Source organism: Flavobacterium bomense, assembly GCF_003970355.1.
Window position 1 is genome coordinate 75,463 of record NZ_RYDJ01000003.1, and the last position, 24,399, is coordinate 99,861.

At 33.6% G+C, this 24,399-nt stretch carries 22 protein-coding genes; 21 read left to right on the forward strand and 1 reads right to left on the reverse strand.

The features are described 5' to 3' along the window. Nucleotides 1-160 precede the first annotated feature (160 nt). From EKL98_RS04365 to EKL98_RS04435, 15 genes are all read left to right on the forward strand, one after another. Nucleotides 161-1,144 carry an SDR family oxidoreductase gene (locus tag EKL98_RS04365; protein WP_126458940.1) on the forward strand — a complete coding sequence of 328 codons (984 nt, stop codon included), beginning with the start codon at nt 161-163 and terminating at the stop codon, nt 1,142-1,144. A 69-nt stretch (nt 1,145-1,213) separates the two neighbouring features. Then, nucleotides 1,214-2,605: a nucleotide sugar dehydrogenase gene (locus EKL98_RS04370; protein ID WP_126458943.1), complete on the forward strand. Its 1,392-nt coding sequence runs from the start codon at nt 1,214-1,216 to the stop codon at nt 2,603-2,605. A gap of 212 nt (nt 2,606-2,817) precedes the next feature. Further along, nucleotides 2,818-3,279 carry a UpxY family transcription antiterminator gene (locus tag EKL98_RS04375; protein WP_126561632.1) on the forward strand — a complete coding sequence of 154 codons (462 nt, stop codon included), beginning with the start codon at nt 2,818-2,820 and terminating at the stop codon, nt 3,277-3,279. A gap of 317 nt (nt 3,280-3,596) precedes the next feature. Next, nucleotides 3,597-4,853: an ABC transporter ATP-binding protein gene (locus tag EKL98_RS04380; protein ID WP_126561633.1), complete on the forward strand. Its 1,257-nt coding sequence runs from the start codon at nt 3,597-3,599 to the stop codon at nt 4,851-4,853. A 63-nt stretch (nt 4,854-4,916) separates the two neighbouring features. Then, complete coding sequence (locus EKL98_RS04385; protein WP_126561634.1) at nt 4,917-5,705, forward strand: FkbM family methyltransferase; 789 nt, start codon at nt 4,917-4,919, stop codon at nt 5,703-5,705. Between the two features lie 25 nt (nt 5,706-5,730). Next, entirely contained in the window at nt 5,731-6,525 is a 795-nt protein-coding gene (locus tag EKL98_RS04390; protein ID WP_158614911.1) for a methyltransferase domain-containing protein, read from the forward strand. Next, nucleotides 6,522-7,361, forward strand: coding sequence for a glycosyltransferase (locus tag EKL98_RS04395; protein ID WP_126516607.1), 840 nt, complete (start codon nt 6,522-6,524; stop codon nt 7,359-7,361). The genes EKL98_RS04390 and EKL98_RS04395 overlap by 4 nt, the downstream gene beginning before the upstream one ends. Continuing rightward, a complete protein-coding gene (locus EKL98_RS04400; protein ID WP_126554507.1) occupies nt 7,362-8,276 on the forward strand; it encodes a glycosyltransferase family 2 protein in 915 nt (304 codons plus the stop codon). It begins immediately after the preceding gene. Next, nucleotides 8,269-9,414 carry a glycosyltransferase gene (locus tag EKL98_RS04405; protein WP_126516605.1) on the forward strand — a complete coding sequence of 382 codons (1,146 nt, stop codon included), beginning with the start codon at nt 8,269-8,271 and terminating at the stop codon, nt 9,412-9,414. Before EKL98_RS04400 ends, EKL98_RS04405 begins: the two co-directional genes overlap by 8 nt. Continuing rightward, nucleotides 9,415-10,251: a glycosyltransferase family 2 protein gene (locus EKL98_RS04410; protein WP_126561635.1), complete on the forward strand. Its 837-nt coding sequence runs from the start codon at nt 9,415-9,417 to the stop codon at nt 10,249-10,251. Further along, entirely contained in the window at nt 10,248-11,192 is a 945-nt protein-coding gene (locus tag EKL98_RS04415; protein WP_126561636.1) for a glycosyltransferase family 2 protein, read from the forward strand. Before EKL98_RS04410 ends, EKL98_RS04415 begins: the two co-directional genes overlap by 4 nt. A 22-nt stretch (nt 11,193-11,214) precedes the next feature. Further along, the gene (locus EKL98_RS04420) at nt 11,215-12,165 is read left to right on the forward strand and encodes a glycosyltransferase family 2 protein (protein ID WP_126561637.1); all 951 of its coding nucleotides are present in this window, start codon (nt 11,215-11,217) and stop codon (nt 12,163-12,165) included. A 2-nt stretch (nt 12,166-12,167) separates the two neighbouring features. Further along, nucleotides 12,168-13,274 (forward strand): non-hydrolyzing UDP-N-acetylglucosamine 2-epimerase, encoded by a 1,107-nt coding sequence (gene wecB / locus EKL98_RS04425; protein ID WP_126561638.1) that lies wholly within the window; start codon nt 12,168-12,170, stop codon nt 13,272-13,274. Between the two features lies 1 nt (nt 13,275). Beyond that, nucleotides 13,276-14,508 carry a glycosyltransferase family protein gene (locus EKL98_RS04430; RefSeq protein WP_126561639.1) on the forward strand — a complete coding sequence of 411 codons (1,233 nt, stop codon included), beginning with the start codon at nt 13,276-13,278 and terminating at the stop codon, nt 14,506-14,508. Nucleotides 14,509-14,561: 53 nt separating this feature from the next. Further along, entirely contained in the window at nt 14,562-15,875 is a 1,314-nt protein-coding gene (locus EKL98_RS04435) for a glycosyltransferase family protein (RefSeq protein WP_126561640.1), read from the forward strand. Between the two features lie 992 nt (nt 15,876-16,867). On the opposite strand, the gene EKL98_RS04440 is transcribed toward EKL98_RS04435, so the two are convergent. Then, a complete protein-coding gene (locus tag EKL98_RS04440) occupies nt 16,868-17,251 on the reverse strand; it encodes an HU family DNA-binding protein (RefSeq protein ID WP_126561641.1) in 384 nt (127 codons plus the stop codon). Between the two features lie 547 nt (nt 17,252-17,798). On the opposite strand from EKL98_RS04440, the gene EKL98_RS04445 reads away from it, so the two are divergent. From EKL98_RS04445 to EKL98_RS04470, 6 genes are all read left to right on the forward strand, one after another. Continuing rightward, the gene (locus EKL98_RS04445) at nt 17,799-18,485 is read left to right on the forward strand and encodes an acylneuraminate cytidylyltransferase family protein (protein ID WP_126561642.1); all 687 of its coding nucleotides are present in this window, start codon (nt 17,799-17,801) and stop codon (nt 18,483-18,485) included. Between the two features lie 228 nt (nt 18,486-18,713). After that, a complete protein-coding gene (locus EKL98_RS04450) occupies nt 18,714-19,754 on the forward strand; it encodes an N-acetylneuraminate synthase family protein (protein WP_126561643.1) in 1,041 nt (346 codons plus the stop codon). Nucleotides 19,755-19,797: 43 nt separating this feature from the next. Then, nucleotides 19,798-20,784 (forward strand): glycosyltransferase family A protein, encoded by a 987-nt coding sequence (locus EKL98_RS04455; RefSeq protein ID WP_126561644.1) that lies wholly within the window; start codon nt 19,798-19,800, stop codon nt 20,782-20,784. Beyond that, nucleotides 20,781-21,902 (forward strand): UDP-N-acetylglucosamine 2-epimerase, encoded by a 1,122-nt coding sequence (gene neuC, locus EKL98_RS04460; RefSeq protein ID WP_126561645.1) that lies wholly within the window; start codon nt 20,781-20,783, stop codon nt 21,900-21,902. The genes EKL98_RS04455 and neuC overlap by 4 nt, the downstream gene beginning before the upstream one ends. After that, nucleotides 21,902-23,305, forward strand: a complete 1,404-nt coding sequence (locus EKL98_RS04465) for a hypothetical protein (protein WP_126561646.1) — start codon at nt 21,902-21,904, stop codon at nt 23,303-23,305. The genes neuC and EKL98_RS04465 overlap by 1 nt, the downstream gene beginning before the upstream one ends. Then, complete coding sequence (locus EKL98_RS04470; protein WP_233589359.1) at nt 23,292-24,383, forward strand: glycosyltransferase family 4 protein; 1,092 nt, start codon at nt 23,292-23,294, stop codon at nt 24,381-24,383. Before EKL98_RS04465 ends, EKL98_RS04470 begins: the two co-directional genes overlap by 14 nt. Nucleotides 24,384-24,399: the final 16 nt, after the last annotated feature.

The following is a 24,399-nucleotide window of genomic DNA, read 5'->3' on the forward strand; positions in this document are numbered from 1 at the left end:
TACCACGAATTTCACAAATTTTCACAAATTAATTCGTGATAATTTGTGAAATTCGTGGCAAATAAATAAGGGATACCACCGTGTAGACTTTAAGTCTGCCAACAAAAACTATGAACTTTTAATTTATAGTGGTTTATTTTTTTTAATACAGAAAAATCAAATGAAAGAAGATATAAAAAAAACAGTGTTAATCACTGGAGGAGCGGGATTTATAGGCTCTAATCTGTGTGCCCATTTTTTGTCTAAAGGCTATAAGGTGGTTTGCCTGGATAATTTTGCCACCGGGCACCTGCATAATTTAAAAGACTGCATAAACCATCCTGATTTTCGTTTGATAGAAGGCGATATTCGGAATCCGGAAGAGTGTCAAAAAGCAGTCAAAGGCGCAGATTATGTGTTGCACCAGGCGGCTTTGGGATCTGTTCCCCGTTCTATCAATGATCCGGTGACCACGAATGACGTGAATGTATCCGGATTTTTGAATATGCTGGTGGCAGCAAGAGACGAAAAAGTGAAGCGATTTGTGTATGCGGCAAGTTCCTCTACCTACGGCGATTCAGAAGCGTTGCCCAAAGTAGAAAATACTATTGGGAAGCCTCTTTCTCCGTATGCAATAACAAAATATGTAAATGAATTGTATGCCGAAATTTTTAGCACAACCTATGGTTTAGAGACCATAGGACTGCGTTATTTCAATGTTTTTGGACGGAAGCAAGATCCCAATGGCGCTTATGCAGCCGTTATCCCGAAATTTGTGATGCAATTCATGCAACACGAAAGCCCAAAAATAAATGGTGACGGGAATTATTCCCGCGATTTTACTTATATTGACAATGTTATTCAAATGAATGAGTTGGCGATGTTAACTCAAAATCCAGAAGCGATCAATACGGTGTATAACACGGCGTGTGGCGATAGGAATACGTTGAATGATTTAGTGGGCTATTTGAAAGATTTTTTAACAAAATACGATTCTGAAATTGCAAACGTTACTGTAGTGTATGGTCCTAACAGAGCGGGTGATATTCCACATTCCCTGGCTAGTATTGATAAAGCAAAAGCCCTACTGGGATACAATCCAAAATTTGGCATGCAAGAAGGATTGAAAGAGGCGGTGCACTGGTATTGGGATAATTTATCGTAATACCGTATGCCGTAGAGAGGCGATAAATCGCGTTTGTACTGGGATTAAAAAAAATAAAAAAATATATAGATGAAAATCACAAAAATTTGTTGCATTGGAGCTGGCTATGTTGGTGGTCCGACGATGGCGGTTATTGCTCAAAAATGTCCGGAGATACAAGTTACAGTAGTCGATTTGAACGAAGAGCGCATTGCGGCTTGGAATGATACCGACACGGCCAATATTCCTATATATGAACCCGGATTGGACGTTATTGTTGCCGAGGCCCGGGGAAGGAATTTGTTTTTTTCTACGAATGTTGATAAAGCCATAGACGAAGCCCAGATTATATTTATCTCCGTGAATACCCCCACTAAAACGTATGGTAAGGGAAAAGGGATGGCGGCTGATTTAAAATACATAGAGCTTTGTGCCAGACAAATTGCACGTGTAGCCAAAGATAATAAAATAGTAGTTGAGAAATCGACACTACCGGTGCGAACTGCAGAAGCAATAAAGAGTATACTTGATAATACCGGGAATGGAGTACAGTTTCAAATCCTGTCAAATCCTGAGTTTTTAGCAGAGGGAACAGCTGTTACTGATTTGTTGCATCCGGATCGGATTCTTATTGGAGGCGATCCTTCGGAGGAAGGTAAAAAAGCGATTCAGGCCTTAGTCGATGTCTATTCGAATTGGGTGCCTGCCGCTAAAATATTGACCACTAATGTTTGGTCTTCTGAATTGTCTAAGCTTACCGCCAATGCTTTTTTGGCACAACGTATTTCTTCCATCAATGCCATGTCAGAACTGTGTGAAAAAACGGGAGCCGATGTCAATGAAGTCGCTAAAGCGATTGGAATGGACAGCAGGATTGGATCTAAATTTCTAAAAGCCTCCGTTGGTTTTGGAGGTTCTTGCTTTCAAAAGGACATTTTAAATTTAGTGTACATTGCAAAATCCTATGGTTTGAATGCCGTTGCAGATTATTGGGAGCAAGTTATTATCATGAATGACCATCAAAAAAGACGTTTCTCCAATTCTATTGTTCAAACGCTTTACAATACGGTTTCCGATAAGAAAATTACTTTTTTGGGTTGGGCATTCAAGAAAGATACGAATGATACCAGAGAATCAGCAGCAATTTATGTAGCTGATGATTTGATCAATGAACACGCAAAAATTGCGGTGTATGATCCTAAAGTTTCTAACAAGAAGATCTTGGGGGATTTAAATTATTTGGAAACCAGAAATGCAGAGGCGAATGCGAACAGTGTGCGTTCCTTTTTGGACCCGTACGAAGCCTGTCAGCAGGCACACGCTATTGCGATACTGACAGAGTGGGATGAATTTATCCACTACGACTGGCAAAAAATATATGATTCGATGCAAAAACCCGCTTTTATTTTTGATGGTAGAAATTTGCTGAACGGCCCGGAATTAAAAGCGATTGGTTTTGTGTATCAGGCGATAGGTTCGTAAGCGGTTAAACAATTAAACGGTTAAACATTTAAAAGCTAATTGTGCTCAGCGGGTTGCTAGTAGTTTTCAAGTAATGAAATAGAACAAAACGTCTCGCTACGCTTCGCACTCGAAGTGTCGTGTATTGAGAACCGTTTTTAAATAAATAATTCAAAAAGTGTATTCTGAATTCGGATAGGGAGAATTAATTTTATGGCAATACAAGATAAAAGATGAATTGGTATGTAGTGTATACAAAACCCAAATGGGAAAAAAAAGTGGCAGAACAATTACAAAAGATAGGTGTGGAATGCTACTGTCCTTTGGTAACCCAAATGCGACAATGGTCTGACCGCAAGAAAAAAGTGGAAGTACCTCTTTTTAATTCCTATGTTTTTGTACAATTAGAAGATTCGAAACGGAATTTGGTGTTTCAATCCGTTGGCGCAGTCCGCTATTTGTATTGGTTAGGAAAACCAGCAATTGTGCGTGATGAAGAAATTGAAGTCATCAAGAAATGGCTCAACACTTCGGATTGTGTTGATCTCACTGTGGCCTCATATCAAATTGGGGAAAAGATTCAATTAGAATCGGGACCTTTTGCCGACCAAAAAGCCACAGTTCAGGAAATGACCAATACCCATTATGTGCTGGTTTTGGAATCTTTAGGATGTGTGTTGAAAATGAAACGATGAGTTTTTAGTGTGCGAAGTGAGGAGAAGAAAATAGAGAAAAGGGGATAGCGAATAGAAAAGAATAAGCTGTTTCGTCCGTCACTTCGAGTAATTTAGAATAGTAATGCGAATGCTTTACTATTCTAAATTGTATCGAGAAGCCTGAAAAACGGAAGAGTTCTCGATACTTCGCCGCAATTTCTATCGCAAATTGCTGCTCCACTCGAACTGACGAATCTTTATAGTAATTAATTGCGGCAATTAGTGAGTGGTGAAGTTCGTTTATAGTACAACCTAATGCTCATTAAAAGGCCCATTTAAAAAAAAGATTCCAAAAAATGAAAGACATTATATTAAAAGCCGAAAACATCTCCAAGCAATACCGACTGGGCCAGGTAGGAACGGGTACTATGGCGCATGATTTGAACCGCTGGTGGCATCAAGTGCGTGGTAAGGAAAATCCGTATCTCAAAATTGGCGACACCAATGACCGCAGTACCAAAGGTACGAGTGATTATGTCTGGGCATTGCAGGATATTAATTTTGAAGTAGAACGGGGAGAGATTCTTGGGATTATTGGCAAGAATGGCGCAGGAAAGTCTACTTTGCTCAAAATATTATCCCGTGTTACAGCACCTACAACGGGAAGCATTAAGTTTGGAGGCCGTGTGGCTTCCTTGCTTGAAGTAGGAACCGGATTTAATGGCGAAATGACCGGCAGGGAAAATATTTATCTCAATGGGGCTATTTTAGGGATGACCAAAAAAGAAATAACCTCCAAGATTGATGAAATTATTGATTTCTCCGGTTGCGAACGCTACATTGATACCCCCGTAAAACGCTATAGCAGCGGAATGTATGTGCGACTGGCTTTTGCCGTAGCCGCATTTCTGGAGCCTGAAATTTTGATTGTAGATGAGGTTTTGGCCGTAGGCGATGCCGAGTTCCAAAAGAAAGCGATTGGCAAGATGCAGGATATTTCCAGAACTGGAGGCAGAACAGTTTTGTTTGTGAGCCATAATATGGCGGCGGTGCGGAGCTTGTGTACTAGGGGAATTGTGTTAGAGAATGGGAAGGTAGTGTTTGATGGGGGGATTGAGGAGAGTGTTGATTTATATCATAATGCTTCTTCAAATTTTGAATCTTTTTATAAAAGAGATATTTCGAAAGACTTTAGCGAAATTGTAATAGATGAAATAAATATCAATAATGAGGGAGGAAACTTAGAAAGCCGTTTTTATTATGATCAAAATATTGTAATTGATTTTAAATTGAATTCAAAATTTGAAATAAAAGATAATAATCGTTACAAAATGTTTTGTACAATTGTCAGCAAGAATGGTCAAAGAGTATGTTCATATGAAACCAATCTGATTAAATCTGAAAAAATACGATTAACTATTGAAGCAGAATTTTTGGTAAGAGGTGAGTATTTTTTAAATGCGTTTATACATGTCCCTCAACAATTAAGAATTGATGAAGTAAATGAAGTTTGTCTGTTTGAGATTTTAGATGAAAAATCTAGTTTGAGCATTCATGGATTATACAATTACGGACAAGTATTTGGAAAAGGGAAATGGGATTCTATTTTTTAGATGAAAAATTTTTATAAATTGTAATTGTATTTTTTGTAATAAACATTTAGTAATATTAGATAAATGATTAAAATTTTAAAAAAATATTTTAAACCACCTTATTATTTCTTAATTGGAAAAAAACAGGGTACAAATGCAATAGCGCGATTTGTGCCTACTGAAAAAGAATTTTTAGGAAAAAAATTATATATCCATGATATCGCATCATTTAATTTGTGTAACGAGGAATTGTTTCAACTTGAAATGTATAAGTTTAAGGCTAGTCGTCCTAATCCTTGTATAATAGATTGTGGGGCAAATTTAGGGATGAGTATCATTTATTTTAAGCAATTATATCCCAATGCTTCTATAATTGCTTTTGAAGCAGATGAGCATATTTTTGGTTTTTTGGAAAAAAACGTTGAATCATTTGGATATAATGATGTAGAGTTAATCAATAAGGCAGTTTGGAATTGCGATGACACCTTGTCATTTATTGTTGAAGGAGGTGCAGGAGGAAGAATAGAAGAAGAAACTTCAAAAGGGAAATACAAAAAAGTAGTTTGTACCAGTTTAAAAAAATATTTGAAAGGACGAAAGGTTGATTTTTTAAAAATTGACATAGAAGGAGCGGAATTCGAAGTGATAAAAGACTGTGAGGATGAATTGAAAAATATTGATTATCTCTTTATTGAATACCACAGCATGCCAGATCGAGAGCAAAATTTGCATAAAATTTTGAAAATTGTACAAAAAGCAGGTTTTAGTTATCATATTAAAGAAGCTTATACTGCAAAATACCCATTTATAGAAAGAAATTTAAACTTCGGAATGGATTTACAGCTAAATATTTTTTGCTACAAAACAAAATAATTGCAATTCAATGTATACTATTATAATGTCAAAAATTCAAACATTACTGAAAACATATGTAACAACTGGGTATTATGGTATAAAGTGTCTTGTTAAAGATAAATTTTTTCCATACAAAGGGAGGACTATTAAAAGAATGGATCTTTTTTTAAAATATTTTAATGGAAAAATAGGGATAGAAATAGGAGGGCCTAGTGCTATTTTTTCAAAAGAAATTCCAATTTATCAGGTTATAGATAGTTTAGACGGATGTAATTTCAGTTCTCAAACCATTTGGGAAGGTACTATTGTTGAAGGCCAAAATTTTAATTATTTAGGAAGTAAAAAAGGACACCAATACATTTGTGAAGCGAGTAACCTTAAAGAAATACCTGATAACAAATATGATTTCCTTATTGCAAGCCATTGTTTAGAACATTGTGCCAACACGTTAAAAACAGTTAAAGAATGGGTGAGAGTTATTAAAAAAGGCGGTGCTATTTTACTTATTTTACCGGATAAAAGATATACATTTGATCATAATCGTCCTATCTCTACTTTTGGTCATTTTGAAAATGATTTAAATAATGGGATTAATGAAACCGATTTGACACACCTAACCGAAATTTTAGAGTTACATGATTTGAATATGGATTTAGCTGCCGGAACTAAAGAACAATTTAAAAAAAGGTCTTTTGCTAATCACGAAAATAGATGCTTGCACCATCATGTTTTTGACTTCAAATTACTGCAAAATGTCTATAAGTATTTTGATATTAAGGTAGTTAATTTGACTTTTGTAAAACCTTATCATCAAATAATTTTAGGTATTAAGCGATGATTTCAATAATTATTTGTTCTCGAACCCAAAACATTTCTTTTAATTTATCTGAGAATATAAAAAACACGATTGGTTGTGATTATGAATTAATTGTCATTGATAATTCAAACAATAAATATTCTATTTTTGAGGCCTATAATTTAGGGATAGAAAAAAGTAGGAATGATTATTTGTGCTTTATGCATGATGATGTCTTATTGCATACTCAAAATTGGGGTCTACTAGTGAAGAATTTATTCGACCAAAATGAAGAATTTGGGTTGCTGGGGGTTGCCGGTGCTAAATCCAAAACAAAGATGCCATCGGCTTGGTGGGATTGTCCAGAAGAGGATAAATTTCTTTATTTAAAACAACATTTAAGAAATGGCAATGTTGAAGATTGGGACCAAGGTTTTAAGAATAAAAATATAGAAAAAGTGGTTGCAATAGATGGATTTTTTATGATTGCTCGAAGAGATAAACAGTTTCGTTTTCAGGAATCTACCAAGGGTTTTCATTGTTATGATTTGAACATATCATTCGAGTACATCAAGCTGGGTTATAGTATTATAGTGGTTAATTCAATAGTAGTGGAACATTTTTCTTTGGGAAAGTTAGATAAAAATTGGTATTTGACCTCTATAATAATGCACAAAATATACTCGAATTTGCTCCCTTTAAAAGTTGAAGAAGGAATAGTCTGCAAGGATTTTGAGTTTAAAAACGGAACAAATTTCATAAAAGGTTTGCTTTACTACAGGTTAAAAAAACAAGCCTTCTTACTTTGGATACAATTAATTATTTTAAAGCCTATTACAGGATACCATTTTAAATTTTTGAAACAAATGCTAAAATAAATGCTAGCAATAGTCATTCCATATTATAAAATTACTTTTTTTGAGGCAACCATTGAGTCTTTAGCCGATCAAACAGACAAACGATTCAAAGTTTATATTGGTGATGATGCCAGTACTGAAAATCCAGGTGATTTATTAGAAAAGTACAAAGGTAAATTTGAATTTGTTTATCATCGATTTGAACGTAATCTTGGAGGAACATCATTGGTTCTTCAATGGGAACGCTGCATTGCTTTGTCTAATAAAGAGGAATGGATTATGATATTGGGGGACGATGATTATTTGAGTAAAAATGTTGTATTTGAATTTTATGAGAACTATAATTTATTTCACGAAAACTGTAATGTTCTGAGGTATTCTACTAGGGTAATTGATCAGATTAATGGTGAAGAGTCTAAGTTATGTACAAATCTATTATTTGAAACAGGAATTCAATACATTTCAAGAAAAATTAAAGGTAAAGCAAGAGGCTCTTTGTCAGAATTTGTTTTTAACAAAAATGAATTTTTAAAACATAAATTTACAAATTATCCATCCGCTTTTTATAGTGATGATAAAATAGTTTTAGACTTAACAAAAGTGAAAAATATTTTCAGTACAAATTCCGCTGTTGTATTTGTTAGAATTTCATCTGAAAGTTTATCCGGTAAAGCTGAGATACATAAAAATGATTTGTTTTTAGCACGGTTTGAATTTTTCGAATATTTAATAAAAATAAAGTATTATTTATTTGATGTTTATACAAGAAAAATTATTGTTGAGAGGTTCTTAAGTTATACCTACCAACATAAAAAGCAAAATGTGTTTCTGTTTTTAAATTTGTATTTGAAGAGTGTATTGTTTTTAGATTTTAATTTTTTTATGAAGATAAATAAGAAGTTTATCAAGATAATTTTAGGACAATCAATTGATTAAGAAAAGTAAGAATATTATTGTATGTACCCCGTTTTTAGATAATATTGGAGGGACAGAAATTGAAGCTGTTTTAACGGCAATACATTTTTATGATTCGAATCAATATAAAAGAGTTGCGATTTTTTCTCCTAGAAAAAGTAGTTCCAGTTTTTTTAAAGAAATAATTGAAGAACGAAATATCAGCTTTGTACATTATCCTACTTTTTTTGATTTCAAGACTATCCTTTTTCTTAATAAAATACTTAAGAAGTTTGGTTTAGAAAAACCAATATTAGAATCTGCATATTGGTTTTTAATTTCTTTACAATACACTAGTTTTTTTATATTAACTTATCCAGGATGTACTTATTTTTTTTCAGTATTTCAATTTCAATTTCAAAACAAAAAATATATTGCCAAGATTACCATGTGGCATTTTAATTTGTTATCAAAGCTTCATCAAATTGTTTACAATAAGTTTACTAATATTATAGTTTTTAATGAAGAACAAAAAATGTTTTGGGAACGAAATAATTTTTTAAAAAATACAGTAGCTTTAGATATTGCAATCTTAAACGAGACTAATCTTCTTAGTTTGTCACAAAGAACTTATGAACAGGATGTTCTTGTTTTTGGCTATTTGGGAAGAATATCAAGAGAAAAAAATCTCGAAGACATGATACTTTTACTCGATTTTTTAAATAACAAAAATCAAAAAAAATGTAAATTAGTCATTCAAGGAAAAGGAGATTTACTATATCTACAGGAGCTTGAATTATTGGTTGTAAAATGTAACCTATTCAATTTCGTGACTTTTAAAAAAGAATTTATTAGTCCGCTACAAACTCATACTTTTTATCAATATATTGATGTTTTTCTAGTTACTTCAAAAATCGAAGGTGGTCCAATGACATCTCTGGAGGCGGCAGCTGCAGGATGTTATGTAATGGGATATAAAATTGGCGCCATGCAAGATCGTTTTGGGCAATTCCCTAACGTAGTAAATCAAAATTACAAATCCTTGTGCGATTCTGCCTTAGCTTTTTTGAATTTGACTACTTTTGAAAAAAATACTATTTTAAACAAGTTTAGGAAATTTTATGTTTCTAAATTAAGTAATTCAACCAAAGGCCGCAAATTCAACCAATTTTTTAAATAAATGCATTCTGATACTCTAGTTTCTATTATAATTCCTTGCTACAACGATGCACAATACATTCTGCAATCGGTAAATTCGGCATTAAATCAAACCTACCCAAATAAAGAAGTAATTGTTGTAGATGATGGTTCTAATGCTGAAACTAAAGCGGTATTAAAAAAGTTAGCGCCAAAAATCACAAAATTAATTACCCAAGAGAATCAAGGACAAAGTACGGCGCGTAATGTTGGAATTAAAGAAGCAAAAGGGGAGTATATATTGGTTTTAGACAGCGATGATTATTTTGAACCCACTTTTTGTGAAAAGGCAGTCGCCATTTTTGAAAGTAGAAAAGAAGTTAAAATAATATCGTCGTTTGTAAATAGAGTAATCGACGATAAAATTGCTCATGTTTTTAAGCCTTATGGAGGAAATATAAAGCCATTTCTTTCTAATAATCAAGCAACAGGAAGTTGCATGATTTTAAAATCGGATTTCTTAAACGTAAATGGTTATGATGAAAAAATGAGAAAAGGTTTTGAAGATTGGGAGTTTTATATCCGATTGTTGAAAGACGGAGGAGAGGCATTTGTGATACAAGAGCCATTGTTCAATTACAGATTAAGAAATGACTCAACAACTTCAAAAGCAAATAAAATTAAATATGATTTGTTAAAATATATTTATATGAAACACCAAGATTTATATAAGGCAAATTACGAATTATTTATTTCACATCTTTTAAATAGAATTGAAAGGGAAGAAACAGAAAAGATTAAAAACACGCATCGCTTAGAATTTAAAATTGGAAAGACAATTTTGAAACCTTTCCGATGGGTTAAATCAGTAGTAAAATGAGTGTATTTCCAAAAGTAACGATCATTATGGCTACCTACAATCGGGCACATTTTATTTTAGAAACATTGCAATCGATACAAACGCAAACTTTTGATAATTGGGAATGCTTGATTATAGATGATGGAGGATCTGACAATACCAGAGAAGTAATTGCGCCAATATTGGTGCAGGATGACAGGTTTCAATTTTTAAAACGCCCTGAACCCTATGAAAAAGGACTGCCGGGCTGCCGTAATTATGGATTAGATATTGCGAAAGGGGCTTTTATTCAGTTTTTTGATGATGATGATTTAATGCACCCCAGAAAATTAGAATTGCAATTAGCGCCTTTTTTTAAAAATGATAAATTGAATTTTACGGCATGTAAATTTGAAACATTATTTGAAAGTGAAAGTGGTAGTAAAAAAATAATGAGACCTGATTTTAATTTTGAACATCCTCATTTAGGAGATGCCATTTTATTAGGTGATTTAAGGATTAATAGTTTAAGTACTCTTTGGAATATAAAAATTTTAAATCAATTTAGATTTGATGAAACGTTGATGTATGCTGAAGAGTGGGAACTTTTCACAAGGATTGGGTATCAATATCCAAATAATTATTGTGCGGTGGATGAGTATCTGTTTTCTTATAGAAAACATTCAACTACACTAACACAGGGTGAAGATTTATATTTTGAAAAGAGGAAGACGTCTTCAATTATTAGAATAAAAATTCTTAATTATTTATCGGAAAACAAATTGCACACAAAAAAAAGCATCTTGTTTCTTGCAAAAACTTTTTTCGTAATCACCTATAATCCAATCTATATTCATCAGCTTATTGACTATATAGAGGTGAATAAAGGATTTACATTCAAATTACTATGGTTCTTAAAATCAGGTTTGATTTTCGCAAAGTTTTATAGTAAATTTATAGGTAAATTGGCCAGTTGGGTTTAAATATGGTTAATAAAATAAATTTATGAATAATTTACCTTCTGTTTCTGTAATAATCCCGACTTATAATAGAAGTAAACTATTGTTAGAAACATTGTATTCAGTTAAAAATCAAACATTAAAAAATTGGGAATGTATTATAGTTGATGACGGCAGCAATGATAATACTGAGGATATAATTAATAATTTTATTAGAGATGATATTCGCTTTAAATTTTTTAAAAGACCGGTTTATTATCCTAAAGGTGCCTGCAGTTGCAGAAATTATGGCTTTGAAATTAGCAAAGGAAAGTTCATTCAATGGTTAGATGATGATGATTTACTCTCGACAAATAAATTGGAATTACAAGTTAAAAAACTAGAAATTTTAGATAATCCTAAAATTTTTACGACTTGTGATTGGGATTTGTTTTGGCCAAATAAAAAATTTCAAAATAATAATTTATTGCAATTTAAAAAAGTAATAAAAGCTGATAGTTTTTTTCATGAACTAAAAAATCAATTAACTTTTTGTCCAGTACATACTTTCCTTATACATAGAGATTTGGTAATAAAGGCAGGAAATTGGAATATTCAATTAACAGTAAATGATGATGCAGAGTTTATTGCAAGAATTTTATTAGAAAGTGAAATATTAATAAACACCGATGGATGTTATGTTTTATATTGTGATCACAAAGAATCTAGAATAAGTAAAAAAAATAACATTAAGGGTTTAGTGTCCTTTCTTTTGAGTTTGAGGTTAATGCACGCAAATTTGAAAGCTTATGATATTACATGTAAACCATATTTTAAGTGGAAACTCTTTAATATTTTTTATAATAATTGGAAAACTAATAAGGATGTTTTAATAAACCATAAATTTTTTTTTAAAGAAAATGGTATTGACTTTAGATACTCAAGATATTATATGATAAAATATTCAATCTATAAAATAGTGTATCCTTGGTATAAAAATAAATTTAAAAACAAATAAAATTGAAAATCTTACTTTGTTTTGGAACCCGTCCTGAAGCCATAAAAATGGCTCCACTTTTTCATGAGCTACAAAAAAATAATGTCGATGTACAAGTCTGTGTAACGGCACAACATCGGGAAATGCTGGATCAGGTTTTGGATTTTTTTGCCATTGTTCCCGATTATGATTTAGATTTGATGCAACCCAATCAAAGCTTGAACGGATTAAGTGCCACTATTTTGTCAAAGATGGATGGTGTATTTGCTGTTGCAAAACCTGATTTGATATTGGTACACGGAGATACTACCACCTCATCGATGGTGGCGTTGGCAGCCTTTCATAACGGTATAACTGTAGGGCATATAGAAGCTGGCTTGCGTACGTATAATAAAAACGCTCCCTTTCCGGAGGAAGTGAACCGGCAGTTGACCAGCAGAATAGCTGATATTCATTTTACCCCTACTGCTGCTGCAACCCAAAATCTATTGAATGAAGGCATCCTTCCGGCAGCTATCATACAAACCGGAAATACAGTTATTGATGCACTATTATTGGCCCTTGTAAAAATTGGAAAGGTAGATTATCAGCATCCTGAAATTGAGCAATTGAAGCGTCTTATCCCAACCCATAAAAAAATGGTTCTGGTCACAGGGCATCGCAGAGAAAATTTTGGTGCCGGTTTTGAGCACCTTTGTGAGGCACTTTTATCAGTTTCAGAACGGGAGGATGTTACGATAGTTTATCCCGTACATTTAAATCCCAATGTAAAATATATTGTATATGAGAAATTGTCCCATAACGAAAATATTTATTTGATTCCACCGGTTTCCTATCCTGTTTTTGTGTGGTTGATGCAACAATCCTTTTTGATTGTGACCGATTCCGGAGGCATTCAGGAAGAGGCTCCATCCTTAGGGAAGCCTGTTTTGGTTACCCGAACGGTTTCAGAGCGACCTGAGGGTGTTACTGCCGGATTTTCTATTTTGGTAGGTACCGATCAGCAAAAAATCAGTACCACCATTTGTTCTTTTTTAGACGGATTCTCAGGATTTGGACCTTCCATCAATCCTTACGGAACGGGTGATGCTTCTCGAAAAATTGCCGATTATTTATTAAAACACTATTAAAATGAAAATCCTTGTTGTAGTAGATTCCATTAATATTGAAGACAGCAGTGGTTCAAAAGCTAATGTGGCGCTCATCGCTAATTTGGCAGCAGCGGGATTTGATGTTTTAGTATATCATTATACCCAAAAGTTCATTTCGTTGGAAGGTGTTTCCTGTTATGCGATTCCTGAAATAAAATACAGTCCCCTGTATTTTTTAAGTCGGATGCAACGAATTATAAGTCGGAATTTCAAGGTTAATCCGGCTCCTTTTCTGGAGCAATTGTTTGGTTTTTCTTTTACTTTTTATAATGATACCCGCAGTATTACTGCCGCGTTGAAGCAGCAAAAGTTTCAGCCTGATTTAGTGTTGACTCTAAGTAAGGGAGGTAGTTTTAGGCCTCATTATTCCGTTCTTCAACTTCCAGAATTATACGATAAATGGATGGCGTATGTACATGATCCGTATCCGGCGCATTATTATCCACGACCATATAATTGGGTAGAATCCAGTCATAAAGCCAGAGAAGCCTTTTTTTTGGCAGTTTCTACAAAAGCCAAATATAGCGCTTTTCCGAGCTTATTGTTGCATGAATGGATGTCGAGCTATTTCCCTGATTTCATCAAAACAGGAGTTGTTATACCACATCAAAACGCGCAATACGTCGTTCAGGATACTTCTTTCCCTTCCTATTTTGATGTGTCAAAATTCAACGTCATGCATGCCGGTAATTTGATGAGACAACGTTCTCCGGAAGGTTTGATTGCAGGGTTTGAACTATTTTTGCTACACAATCCAGAAGCTTTAAAAGAATCGCGGTTACTGTTGCTTGGGCCTGCTAGCTATCATGCCGAATTATTGGAGAAACACCAAAAAATTTGTCCAGAACTCTATTTTTACAATGGCATGATTCCTTTTGACACGGTTTATTTTCTTCAGCAAAACGTATCGGTTAATGTTATTTTGGAGTCAAAAGCGGAAATTAGTCCGTTTTTGCCCGCTAAGTTTCCGCACTGTGTTGAAGCTAATAAACCTATTTTAGCTTTAGCGCCTTATTACAGTGAAACAAAGCGGTTGTTAGGAATAGACTATGCCTATTGGGCTGAAGTGGATGATGTACCACGAATAGCTGTATTACTGGGACAATTGTATCGCTTGTGGAAACAAAACCCAGAGCAACTACTTTTAAGCAGAAGTGATTTAGCAGAATATCTTTCAGTAGGATATTTAAAGAAAAGAATTAATGAGTTGTAAATAATTAAGTAACGATCAGGCTTGAAAGAGCCATAAATCAGACAAATTTATAAATGGGAAACGTAAATAAAATTATTGTTTGTGCTCATTGTGTTTATCCACAAATTATATCAAGTGAGGGGATTGTTAATAGGAATTGGTTTGATATTTTAAATCAAAGATATTCTAATTTAGAGCTTTTGTCTTCAGAAAAAAGCGTCAAGATTATCAAGAACAAATACTTTATTAGTGTTGATGATAATAGATTAAAAGCACTTTATTATTGGTCAAAATTACCCAAAAGAAGTCCCCTTGGTTTATTATACCGAATATTGAATAAGTTATATTTAAAGATTTTTAATTTCTCAAAAGAAAGGTCATTATATCAAACAATTTGGGTTAAAATACAGACGAAGAATATTTTAAAAATCAGTGATGCTAGTTTAGAAAATATAGTCTATTGGTCAAGAATTTTACCAACTTTTTCCGTTTTACCAATACTTTATGTTTGGAAAGAAAAACGAATACCTTTTGTCGTAAACATTAATGATCCATTTCAAAATAATTTAGATGGTGGATTAAATTATGATGAGAACATATTGATAGAAACCGTTGAGAAAGCACAGTGTTGGACCTTTCCTTCTCAAAGATTAGCCGCTTCTATGGCTAATAAATACAATTTGGATATAACTAGGTGCTTTGTTATTCCACATGCTATGAGAAAGCAAGAAAAAATATATGATTGCAAAAAAAATATTAAGAGGAAACTGAAATTTGTTTATACAGGGACATTTTACAAAAGTGCTTTTACAAATACTTTTGGAAACGAATTGAGAAAATTTTCAATGACCGAGGAAATGAAAAAAGTTGAATTCATATTTATACTTTCTCAATATGATGATTTTGCACTGCAATGGATTAATGAAAATATTCCAAATGTGACTATTCATTTAAAACTAGATCGAGATCGAGTATTGAAAATAACTTCTAATGCAGATTGTATGCTTGTTATAGATTCTATTACGCATCAAGAACTTTTAAAAGGGAAGTTAGTTGAAGCTATTTCACAAGGATTACCAATTTTAGCAATTACATATGAAAATTCAGTTATGGATAGTGTTGTCAAAGAGTATGGCGGTATTTCTTCTTATCAAAATATAGAAAGTGATATTTCAGTAAAATTAAATAATATGGTACGAAATTTAGAAGATTATATATGGCGTTTTGATTTTTGTAAAAAAAGGAGGGTGGTGATGGAAAAAATATCTGAGGAAAATATTATAAAAGCTACAATAGAAATTACTCAATTTGCATTGGAAAGGTTTTTATGGAAGGAAGGGAGAATTATAAAGGAACCGAAGGCCCCCACTAATTATAACTGGCCATAAGGCTGATCAAATTTGAAGTAGTGAGTGATAGTGTTAGTGAAAAAATAAGTTTTTTTATAAAAACATGAAATCAATAACGGTGTAAACAAAAATATCTCCACAGGTTATTTCCGAAATTGGCTAGGTACTCGAAGGTGGTTTGAGTATTTATATTCGAGTAGTAATGCAATTATATTTTGGGGAGTTGCTCTCGTCAAGTTTCAGCTGTAACAAATGCCAATATTTTTTTTCTTAAGTATTTTGGTTTTCGGGGTATTCCTAAAATATTACTGTATAGAAAATTAGTGAAAGTACTTGTGCTTGATAAAATGATAAGACCAAAAGGGTTGCGATTTTGCAACCCAAAAGGATTGTTTCCTTTTATAGTGAGAATATTTTTTATCAGTATGTTTTTATGATTTTTCACGTTTTACTTGGAATTACAGTAGAAAAGTCAGGCTTTCTATTAAAAAAATGATTTCTGACGTAATTTAATTAATTGTAGTAAAGGAGAGGGACTAAAAATAGCAGTAAATCGATATTTTTCAAAGAAATAGTTATCAACAATACCACAACATATTTAAAGATTTTACTACTTTTGATTTATAATACGACGAATAACTGGAATTATTCGAGGTCTTACACTAATTAATTTGCTCAAAAAAACGGGGTTCTAGCCGGTATTTTTGAGCTTTTTTTATGTAAAAAAAGCACTAAAGGAGATTTATAGGACCAGAGAAACTACTTTTTTGAATTAAAATAATTGAATTTTTTAGCTTTTATGGCGGTAAGAAGAGATGGTTTTAAGGGAAATTATTTTAAATCCAATGTAATTTGTTTTTCAAGAAGCTATTTTAATCTTGGCCTGATGTTGTTTTTGTAGCGCCTTGACGAAACAAAAATCCAGTCAAGACGAAATAAACCAAATTTTTGATTCGAATAAGCCCAAAAAAACCTCGAGTACTGGAATACTCGAGGTCTTACACTAATCAGGTGCTTCTGATTACGGGGTTCTAGCCGGCTTTTCTAAATGATAAATCATTCAGCATACTGCGTAATTTTTTTCCGGGTCGGAAAAGAATACGACTTTTTTTAATCGCGGCAGCGGATACATCAGAGGCCATTTCCTTGCCTTCGGAACTGATACCTACTTGGAAATTACCCAGTCTGCCCAGTTTAACAATTCGGCCTTGCCCTAATTCTCCGATGATGTTGTGTTCTAAAGACAACAGAACGGCATAACAGTCTGAGGCCGTAACCGTACATTGGTAAGAGATCAACTCCGCTAGTCGGTCTAAATCTACATCGCCGTCTGCAATCGCAGCAGCATAAAATTTTTCAGGCGCCAATAGGTCCCGTGGGTTCTTTCTTGGAAGAACTTTGTATTTAATAGCCATTGTTTATTGGTATTAAATGAATAAAAATATTTGGTCTTAGTATACTTGTTAATTGTATCTAACTGACATTTCAAAGATACAGTAGTCTTCCGTGTAATAAAAGCCAAAGTTATTCACAATCGGTTATGGTTTTTAACAAATAAAAAAATTAAGACTTTTTTCTTACATTAAATAATGTGCTTATAGTCAGTAAATTATGTTTCTTGAGCAACGTTAAATGCCGTAAAATATAGGATTTTTACAAGTAAAAAATAGAGAAATACACAAGTAATTGTATAGTGTTATTTAGTCATTAGATTTTAGTTGAGAAAGGAGTATTGTAGCCTATTTTTTTACCATTATCAATTGAATTTGAAACACTATTTTATAAGATTTAAAGGATTATATGCCCTTTTGAGTGTCCTGTATATTCGAAATTGAGGTCTGTTTTAATTGTTTAACGCTAAAAAGCAAATTGATAAGACTTTATATCTAGAAGAGTAATAAATCTCAGAGCGCATTTGAAATTCAAAAAAATAAGTATTTTTACAAGGATATAATTTTACTAATGAAAACGATTGCTATTATTCCTGCTCGTGGAAACTCTAAACGGTTGCCAAATAAGAATTTATTACTTTTAGGAGGAATTCCTTTATTGGTGCACAGTATTTTATTTGCCCAAAAAAATCCATCTATTATTGATGAAATCTATGTAACGACCGATAACGCAGCCATAAAAAACATTGCGCTGCAGTATGGAGTTACAGTAATTGACAGACCAGATGCCTTTTCAGGAGACTTGGAACCAACGATTAGTAGTGTCCAACATGTTTTAGAGACTATTACTCATGCAGTTGACACGGTTGTTTTGTTACAACCCACTAATCCGTTGCGACCAGAAAATTTGCTTCAGGAAGCCTATGTACGGTTTTGCATGAATGATGCTGACAGTCTTGTCACCGTAACCAGGAATCATCAAAAATTGGGAAAAATAATCAACAACAGTTTTGAACCTTATAATTACACAATAGGGCAACGCAGTCAGGATTTAGAGCCTCTTTATTTTGAAAATGGGTTGTTGTACATTACCAAAGCTAAAGTGATACTGGAGGGTAAAATAGTTTCTGAAAATAGTATTCCTTATGAAGTAAATCATATTTTTGCCAATGTTGATATCGATACGCTGGATGATTTTGATTATGCGGAGTATTTAATCAATAAAGCGTCTCGACTGCGCTCGACGAGACAGTTGTAATGATTTGATTATTTAGTTGTACTATGAATTTGAAATAAATCGTCTCGGCTTTACTCCGACTACGCTCAGTACAAACTTTCGACGTGACAGTTGTAGTGACTTCAGGATTTTATTGTCAAATCGAGCGCAGTCGAGATTGTCTTCATTGACTCTCGCTCAACGCAGGCTCGGTCGAGATTGAGTCTTGGAGTTATTATAAAATTTAATTTGTAACCATTCATTAAAAAAATGAACCCATATATTGAAATTGCAGGAAGAAAAATAGGTCTTGATTATCCCCCTTTGGTTATTGCTGAAATCGGTATTAATCATGAAGGTTCTTTGCAAATAGCCAAAGAGATGGTAGATGCTGCTCACAGAGCCGGTGCTGAGGTGGTCAAGCATCAAACGCATATTGTGGAAGACGAGATGAGTGGGGCAGCCAAAAAAGTAATTCCGGGCAATGCTACAGTTTCGATTTATGAAATTATGGAACGTTGTTCTTTGAACGAAGTCGATGAATTAGAACTAAAAAATTATGTAGAAAGCAAAGGAATGATTTTCATTTCTACCCCTTTTTCTCGTGCTGCTGCTGATCGGTTGGAGAAATTCAATGTGTCCGCCTATAAAATAGGATCTGGAGAATGTAATAATTATCCTTTGCTGGAGCATATTGCAGCTTTTGGTAAGCCCGTTATTTTGAGTACCGGAATGAATACTATTGAAAGCATTACTAAAGCGGTGGCAATTTTTGATAAGTACAACGTACCCGTAGCGCTATTGCATACTACAAATTTATATCCAACTCCAATTCATCTCGTGCGTTTCGGCGCAATGATGGAAATGCATCAAGCTTTTCCGGATAAAGTTTTCGGCTTGTCCGATCATACTTTGAATAACAATGCGTGTTTAGGAGCTGTAGCTTTAGGAGCCAGTATTTTGGAACGTCATTTTACGGATCATACACATCGTACCGGTCCAGATATTGTGTGCAGCATGGATGAGCAGACATGTGGGGAACTTATCGTTTCTTCTCATGAAATGTGGCACATGCGTGGTGGAAAAAAAGAGCCAACTAAAGAAGAACAAATAACTATTGATTTTGCATTTGCAACGGTTTGTACGATTGCTCCAATAAAAAAAGGAGCGTTATTTACTACGGATAATATATGGGTAAAACGTCCGGGAACTGGAGCTATATTGGCTGAACATTTTAATGATTTGATTGGGAAAATCGCTACTCGAGATATTGGGAATGATAGACAGTTAACTTGTGCCGATTGTGAATAAAGGCATTATGTAATTAATTCTAAAGGTTAAATAATTATTAAAAATGAGAGAAGGACAAAATCCTGAAAAAAGTAAGGGAGTAAGAATTTCTTTAAAGAAACATAGAGTTATTATGGTTTTTTATATTCCACATGACTATACTTTAAATGATTACTATGAACAAGCGATAGAAATATTAGACATAAGTTTAAACTCATTAATAAATACAGTTAATTTAGAATGTACAGCTATTACTTTAATAAATAATAATAGTAGTAAGGATTCAGAAGTAATAGTTTCAAAACATATGAAATATATAGATAAATATATTTATTATTCATGTAACAAAGGAAAAGTTAATCCTGTGTTAAACGAGGCTAGGTCCGCATATGAAGAATTTATTACTATTACAGATGCTGATATATTATTTTATCCTGGCTGGGAAATTGCGACATTTAATTTGTTCAAAAACTTTAAAAATGTAGGAGCTGTTTCCCCTTATCCATCTCCTTACACCTCTTTTTATGTTAATAAATCATCATTTGGTTTTAATTACCTTTTTAGGAGAGTTAAATATTGTAGTATGGTTGCTGAAAAGGATATAGATTTTTATTGTAAAGGTGTTGATTTGCCTTTTTTATACAGAAGAGAGGAAAGTGAGTTTAACTGGAAAGAAAAACAATACATATTAAAATCTAATAATGAATTTGCTGTGATAGGTTCGTTCCATGTAGTAGGTACATATAGAACGCAAATTTTTAGAAATGAATATGAAGTTCCAGATTTAGTGTTTAAGAATTCTTACGAAGAAAAATTTATAGACTTTATGTCAGATAAAAGTGGTTTAATTAAATTATCAACCCTAAAGTCGTATATATATCATATTGGTAATAAATTAGATTATGTGGTTAAAGATTATAAAGATGACATGACTTTAAATAAGATAGATTTAAATTTTTTTAATGAAATAAAACCGCAAAAAAGGAAAAGTAAGATTTATATTTTTATTAATAGACTTCTAGGATTTATCATCATTAAATACATTAAATGAAAAAAATCGTATTCCTGACGGGTACCCGAGCTGATTTTGGGAAAATAAAATCGTTGATTGCTGTTCTGGATCGTCATCCGGATTTTGAAATTTTTGTTTTTGTTACCGGGATGCACATGCTGGAACTATACGGCTATACGATATTGGAGATTGAACGCTGTGGCTTCAAAAACATCCATACTTTTATCAATCATACCCATGAAACAACGATGGATTTGACCTTGGCCAAAACCATAGAAGGGCTCTCTGCCTTTATCAAGACCGTACCTCCTGATATGATTATAGTTCATGGAGATCGCGTAGAAACACTTGCCGGTGCTATAGTAGGATCGCTTAATAATATTTTAGTGGCGCATATCGAGGGAGGCGAGTTATCCGGAACGGTAGATGAATTAATTCGGCATAGCGTCAGTAAATTAAGTCATATCCATTTTGTTTCTAATGTTGATGCGGCCAAACGATTGATTCAAATGGGAGAAAAAAAGTCTTCTATATTTACCATTGGATCTCCTGATATTGATGTTATGTTTTCAGATGCGTTACCAAATTTGAGCGTTGCCCAATCTTATTATCAAATTCCTTTTGATACGTATGCCATTGCCATGTTTCATCCTGTTACCACAGAAGCTGCCGAAATGCAGCATCATGCGAATCATTTTGTTGCCGCTTTACTGGAAGATACACATAATTATGTTGTTGTTTTCCCTAATAATGATTTGGGAACTAACACTATTTTGGAAGTCTATAAAAGACTGGAAAACAATACCCGTTTTCGAATATTTCCTTCTTTGCGATTTGAATATTTTCTGACCTTGCTCAAAAACGCACAATACATCATAGGGAATAGTAGTGCTGGAATTCGGGAAGCGCCTTGCTATGGTATTCCTATTATTAATATTGGAACACGACAGCAAAACAGAGCGGTTCACGCGCACATTATTAACGTGGATTATGAACAAAAAAATATAACAGCCGCACTAGCGCTAATAGATATTCAAAAAACCATTCCAACGGCTACTGATTTTGGGAAAGGGAACAGTGTGCAGTTGTTTCTGGAGTCTATAGAAATGGATGCAATTTGGGCAATCAATCATCAAAAACAATTTAGAGATATTTAATGAAGAAACTAGGTATAGTAATCACTGATGGCGTTGGATTCCGGAATTTTGTAATGAGTGACTTTTTAACAGAAGCCAGACTCCAATTTGATGCTATTATCATTTATTCGGGGTTGCCTATCAGTGCTTATCCTGCGGATTTACAGTCTACAAGTACTATAAAAGAATTGGACGTTTTTGTAGAAGACAAATGGACCTGGTTTTTCAGGAAATGGAAAGAGCTAGCTCATCTACAACACTATAAGTCTTTTTATGGTATGAAAGACAACCTGAAATCTGGGTATCCCAAAACAATCTCTGCCCGGTCTCTTTTAGTCAAAATTATTTATTTTTTTACGCAGAGAGTGCACTCTTCTGCCAGTATTCTGTTTGTAGAAAAATTACAGTTTTTGTCTTTTTCTAAACATAGAATAGCAAAAGGGTATCTTCGATTATTGCAAGAAGACCAACCGACTCATGTTTTTTTTACCCATCAAAGACCCTCGTATTTAGCCCCTTTTTTATATGCAGCTATCCAATCTCAAATACCAGTCAGCAGTTTTATTTTCAGTTGGGATAATTTAGCCTCCAAAGGAAGGATGTTAGGGACTTTTGATTATTTTTTGGTTTGGAGTGATTTAATGAAAAAGGAGCTGTTGTATTTTTATCCGAATGTAAAAGAGGAACAGGTAAGAGTGGTGGGGACACCTCAATTTGAGCCTTATGTGATGGACAAATACAAAACAGAAAAACAAGATTTTTATGCTAAATTTAATTTAAAGGAGAGTCAGAAAATAATTTGTTTCAGTTGTGCTGATGCCAGTATCGGAGCGAATGATCCTGTTGTGATTCGGACTATTGCCAATGCCATGCGAGAAAATAAAATAGGAATTCCATGTCAACTTGTTGTACGGACTTCTCCAGCAGAAGAATCAGAGCGTTTTGCTGCGATACAAAAAGAGTTTCCTGAAATTATCTGGAATACGCCCAAATGGATTTTGACTCGGGAGAATCATGCTGAAAGCTGGTCGCAACGCATTCCTAGTGAGGAGGATATCATGGATTTACGTTCTTTGTTGGAATATGTTGATTTGAATATTAACATGTGCTCTACAATGAGTTTAGATTTTATGTTATTTGACAAACCGGTAATTAATACTGTTTTTGGAAATCCTGAAAATGGTTTGTATGATGACCAACGTTTTTTAGGATATGATCATTTCAAAAAAGTAGTCGAGAGCCAATCCGTGACCATCGCCAAAAATCCAACCGAATTAATTGACCAAATCAAGGAGGCTTTAATCAATCCTTTGGCACGAACTAAAGAAAGAAAGGCTATGATTGACTTACAAATAAGCAAAAAATTAAACAGAACCAGTCAGCGTATTGCCACAACTTTATCACAATGGAATGACCGAAAATAAAAAAATAGCAGTGCTTTGTAATTATGAACTATTACCCGAAAGAGTAGGCGGAATGGATTACTTTTTTTGGGCGTTTGACAAGAAATGTGCAGCAAATAATATTCAGGTGGATTGGTTTTTTCCGAATCAGTCCGATCATGGCGAATATGTTACTTTAACGATTTTTGAGAGTGGATATCAATCCGTAGAAAATCATTTTCTTAGTTTTTGTACCACCAATGCAACAGCGTACACGCATATCATTACCCATTTTGTCGAATTATGTACTCCTTTTTTTTATAAAATAAAGCAGTTGAGCGTCGCTAAAATAATTGCCGTGGATCATAATCCAAGACCTCTTTCCGGCTATCCTTTAAAAAAGAGAATCGAGAAAAGAATCAAAGGAGTTTTATTTTCCAGATATATTGCTGTTTTTGTAGGGGTTTCTGATTATACCGTCAAAGAAATTATTCATGATTTTGGTTCTCATTTGAAAAAGAAGACATTGACTATTTATAACGGGGTTGTGCTAGAAAATATTTTACAAAGAATGAATCGAAACACATTGCATCCGATCTTTTTGACAGCATCTCACCTACGTGAATCTAAAGGGATTCAGGATTTAATTGCTGCTGTCGCACTGCTTCCTACGTCGATACAGAAGGAAATTAAAATTGATCTTTACGGAGATGGGCCTTATAAAAGTATTTTGGTTGAAAAGATGAAATACTATGATGTAGCCCATTGTTTTGCTTTTATGGGCAGCATTTCTAACCTGAAAGCGTTATTTTCGGAATATGATTATATGCTGCAACCTACCCACATGGAGTGTTTCAGTTTATCGATATTAGAGAGTTTAGCTGCCAATGTTCCTGTAATCACAACAAATGTTGGTGGTAATGAGGAGGTTATTGTTTCCGGGAAAAATGGGTTTATTTATAAAGCAAAAGATGTTATGGCTCTAAAGAATATTCTTGAAGCCGTTTATTTGGGTCATAAAAGAATTGAAACGAATACCAGAACCCTCATTGAAAACCGTTTTTCACTGGCAAGAATGGTCGAGTACCATTTAGCATTGGTATTAGAGAATAAATCTTAATTTTACACCGTCAAAT

Excerpts from the sequence above, each read along its gene's own strand:
- EKL98_RS04410 (WP_126561635.1), top strand. The coding sequence starts at position 9,415 with ATGCATTCTGATACTCTAGTTTCTATTATAATTCCTTGCTACAACGAT.
- EKL98_RS04415 (WP_126561636.1), top strand. The coding sequence starts at position 10,248 with ATGAGTGTATTTCCAAAAGTAACGATCATTATGGCTACCTACAATCGG.
- neuC (WP_126561645.1), top strand. The coding sequence starts at position 20,781 with ATGAAAAAAATCGTATTCCTGACGGGTACCCGAGCTGATTTTGGGAAA.
- EKL98_RS04450 (WP_126561643.1), top strand. The coding sequence starts at position 18,714 with ATGAACCCATATATTGAAATTGCAGGAAGAAAAATAGGTCTTGATTAT.
- EKL98_RS04445 (WP_126561642.1), top strand. The coding sequence starts at position 17,799 with ATGAAAACGATTGCTATTATTCCTGCTCGTGGAAACTCTAAACGGTTG.
- EKL98_RS04395 (WP_126516607.1), top strand. The coding sequence starts at position 6,522 with ATGATTTCAATAATTATTTGTTCTCGAACCCAAAACATTTCTTTTAAT.
- EKL98_RS04465 (WP_126561646.1), top strand. The coding sequence starts at position 21,902 with ATGAAGAAACTAGGTATAGTAATCACTGATGGCGTTGGATTCCGGAAT.
- EKL98_RS04420 (WP_126561637.1), top strand. The coding sequence starts at position 11,215 with ATGAATAATTTACCTTCTGTTTCTGTAATAATCCCGACTTATAATAGA.
- EKL98_RS04435 (WP_126561640.1), top strand. The coding sequence starts at position 14,562 with ATGGGAAACGTAAATAAAATTATTGTTTGTGCTCATTGTGTTTATCCA.
- EKL98_RS04365 (WP_126458940.1), top strand. The coding sequence starts at position 161 with ATGAAAGAAGATATAAAAAAAACAGTGTTAATCACTGGAGGAGCGGGA.
- EKL98_RS04400 (WP_126554507.1), top strand. The coding sequence starts at position 7,362 with ATGCTAGCAATAGTCATTCCATATTATAAAATTACTTTTTTTGAGGCA.
- EKL98_RS04470 (WP_233589359.1), top strand. The coding sequence starts at position 23,292 with ATGACCGAAAATAAAAAAATAGCAGTGCTTTGTAATTATGAACTATTA.
- EKL98_RS04375 (WP_126561632.1), top strand. The coding sequence starts at position 2,818 with ATGAATTGGTATGTAGTGTATACAAAACCCAAATGGGAAAAAAAAGTG.
- EKL98_RS04370 (WP_126458943.1), top strand. The coding sequence starts at position 1,214 with ATGAAAATCACAAAAATTTGTTGCATTGGAGCTGGCTATGTTGGTGGT.
- EKL98_RS04390 (WP_158614911.1), top strand. The coding sequence starts at position 5,731 with ATGTCAAAAATTCAAACATTACTGAAAACATATGTAACAACTGGGTAT.
- EKL98_RS04380 (WP_126561633.1), top strand. The coding sequence starts at position 3,597 with ATGAAAGACATTATATTAAAAGCCGAAAACATCTCCAAGCAATACCGA.
- EKL98_RS04440 (WP_126561641.1), bottom strand. The coding sequence starts at position 17,251 with ATGGCTATTAAATACAAAGTTCTTCCAAGAAAGAACCCACGGGACCTA.
- EKL98_RS04455 (WP_126561644.1), top strand. The coding sequence starts at position 19,798 with ATGAGAGAAGGACAAAATCCTGAAAAAAGTAAGGGAGTAAGAATTTCT.
- EKL98_RS04385 (WP_126561634.1), top strand. The coding sequence starts at position 4,917 with ATGATTAAAATTTTAAAAAAATATTTTAAACCACCTTATTATTTCTTA.
- EKL98_RS04430 (WP_126561639.1), top strand. The coding sequence starts at position 13,276 with ATGAAAATCCTTGTTGTAGTAGATTCCATTAATATTGAAGACAGCAGT.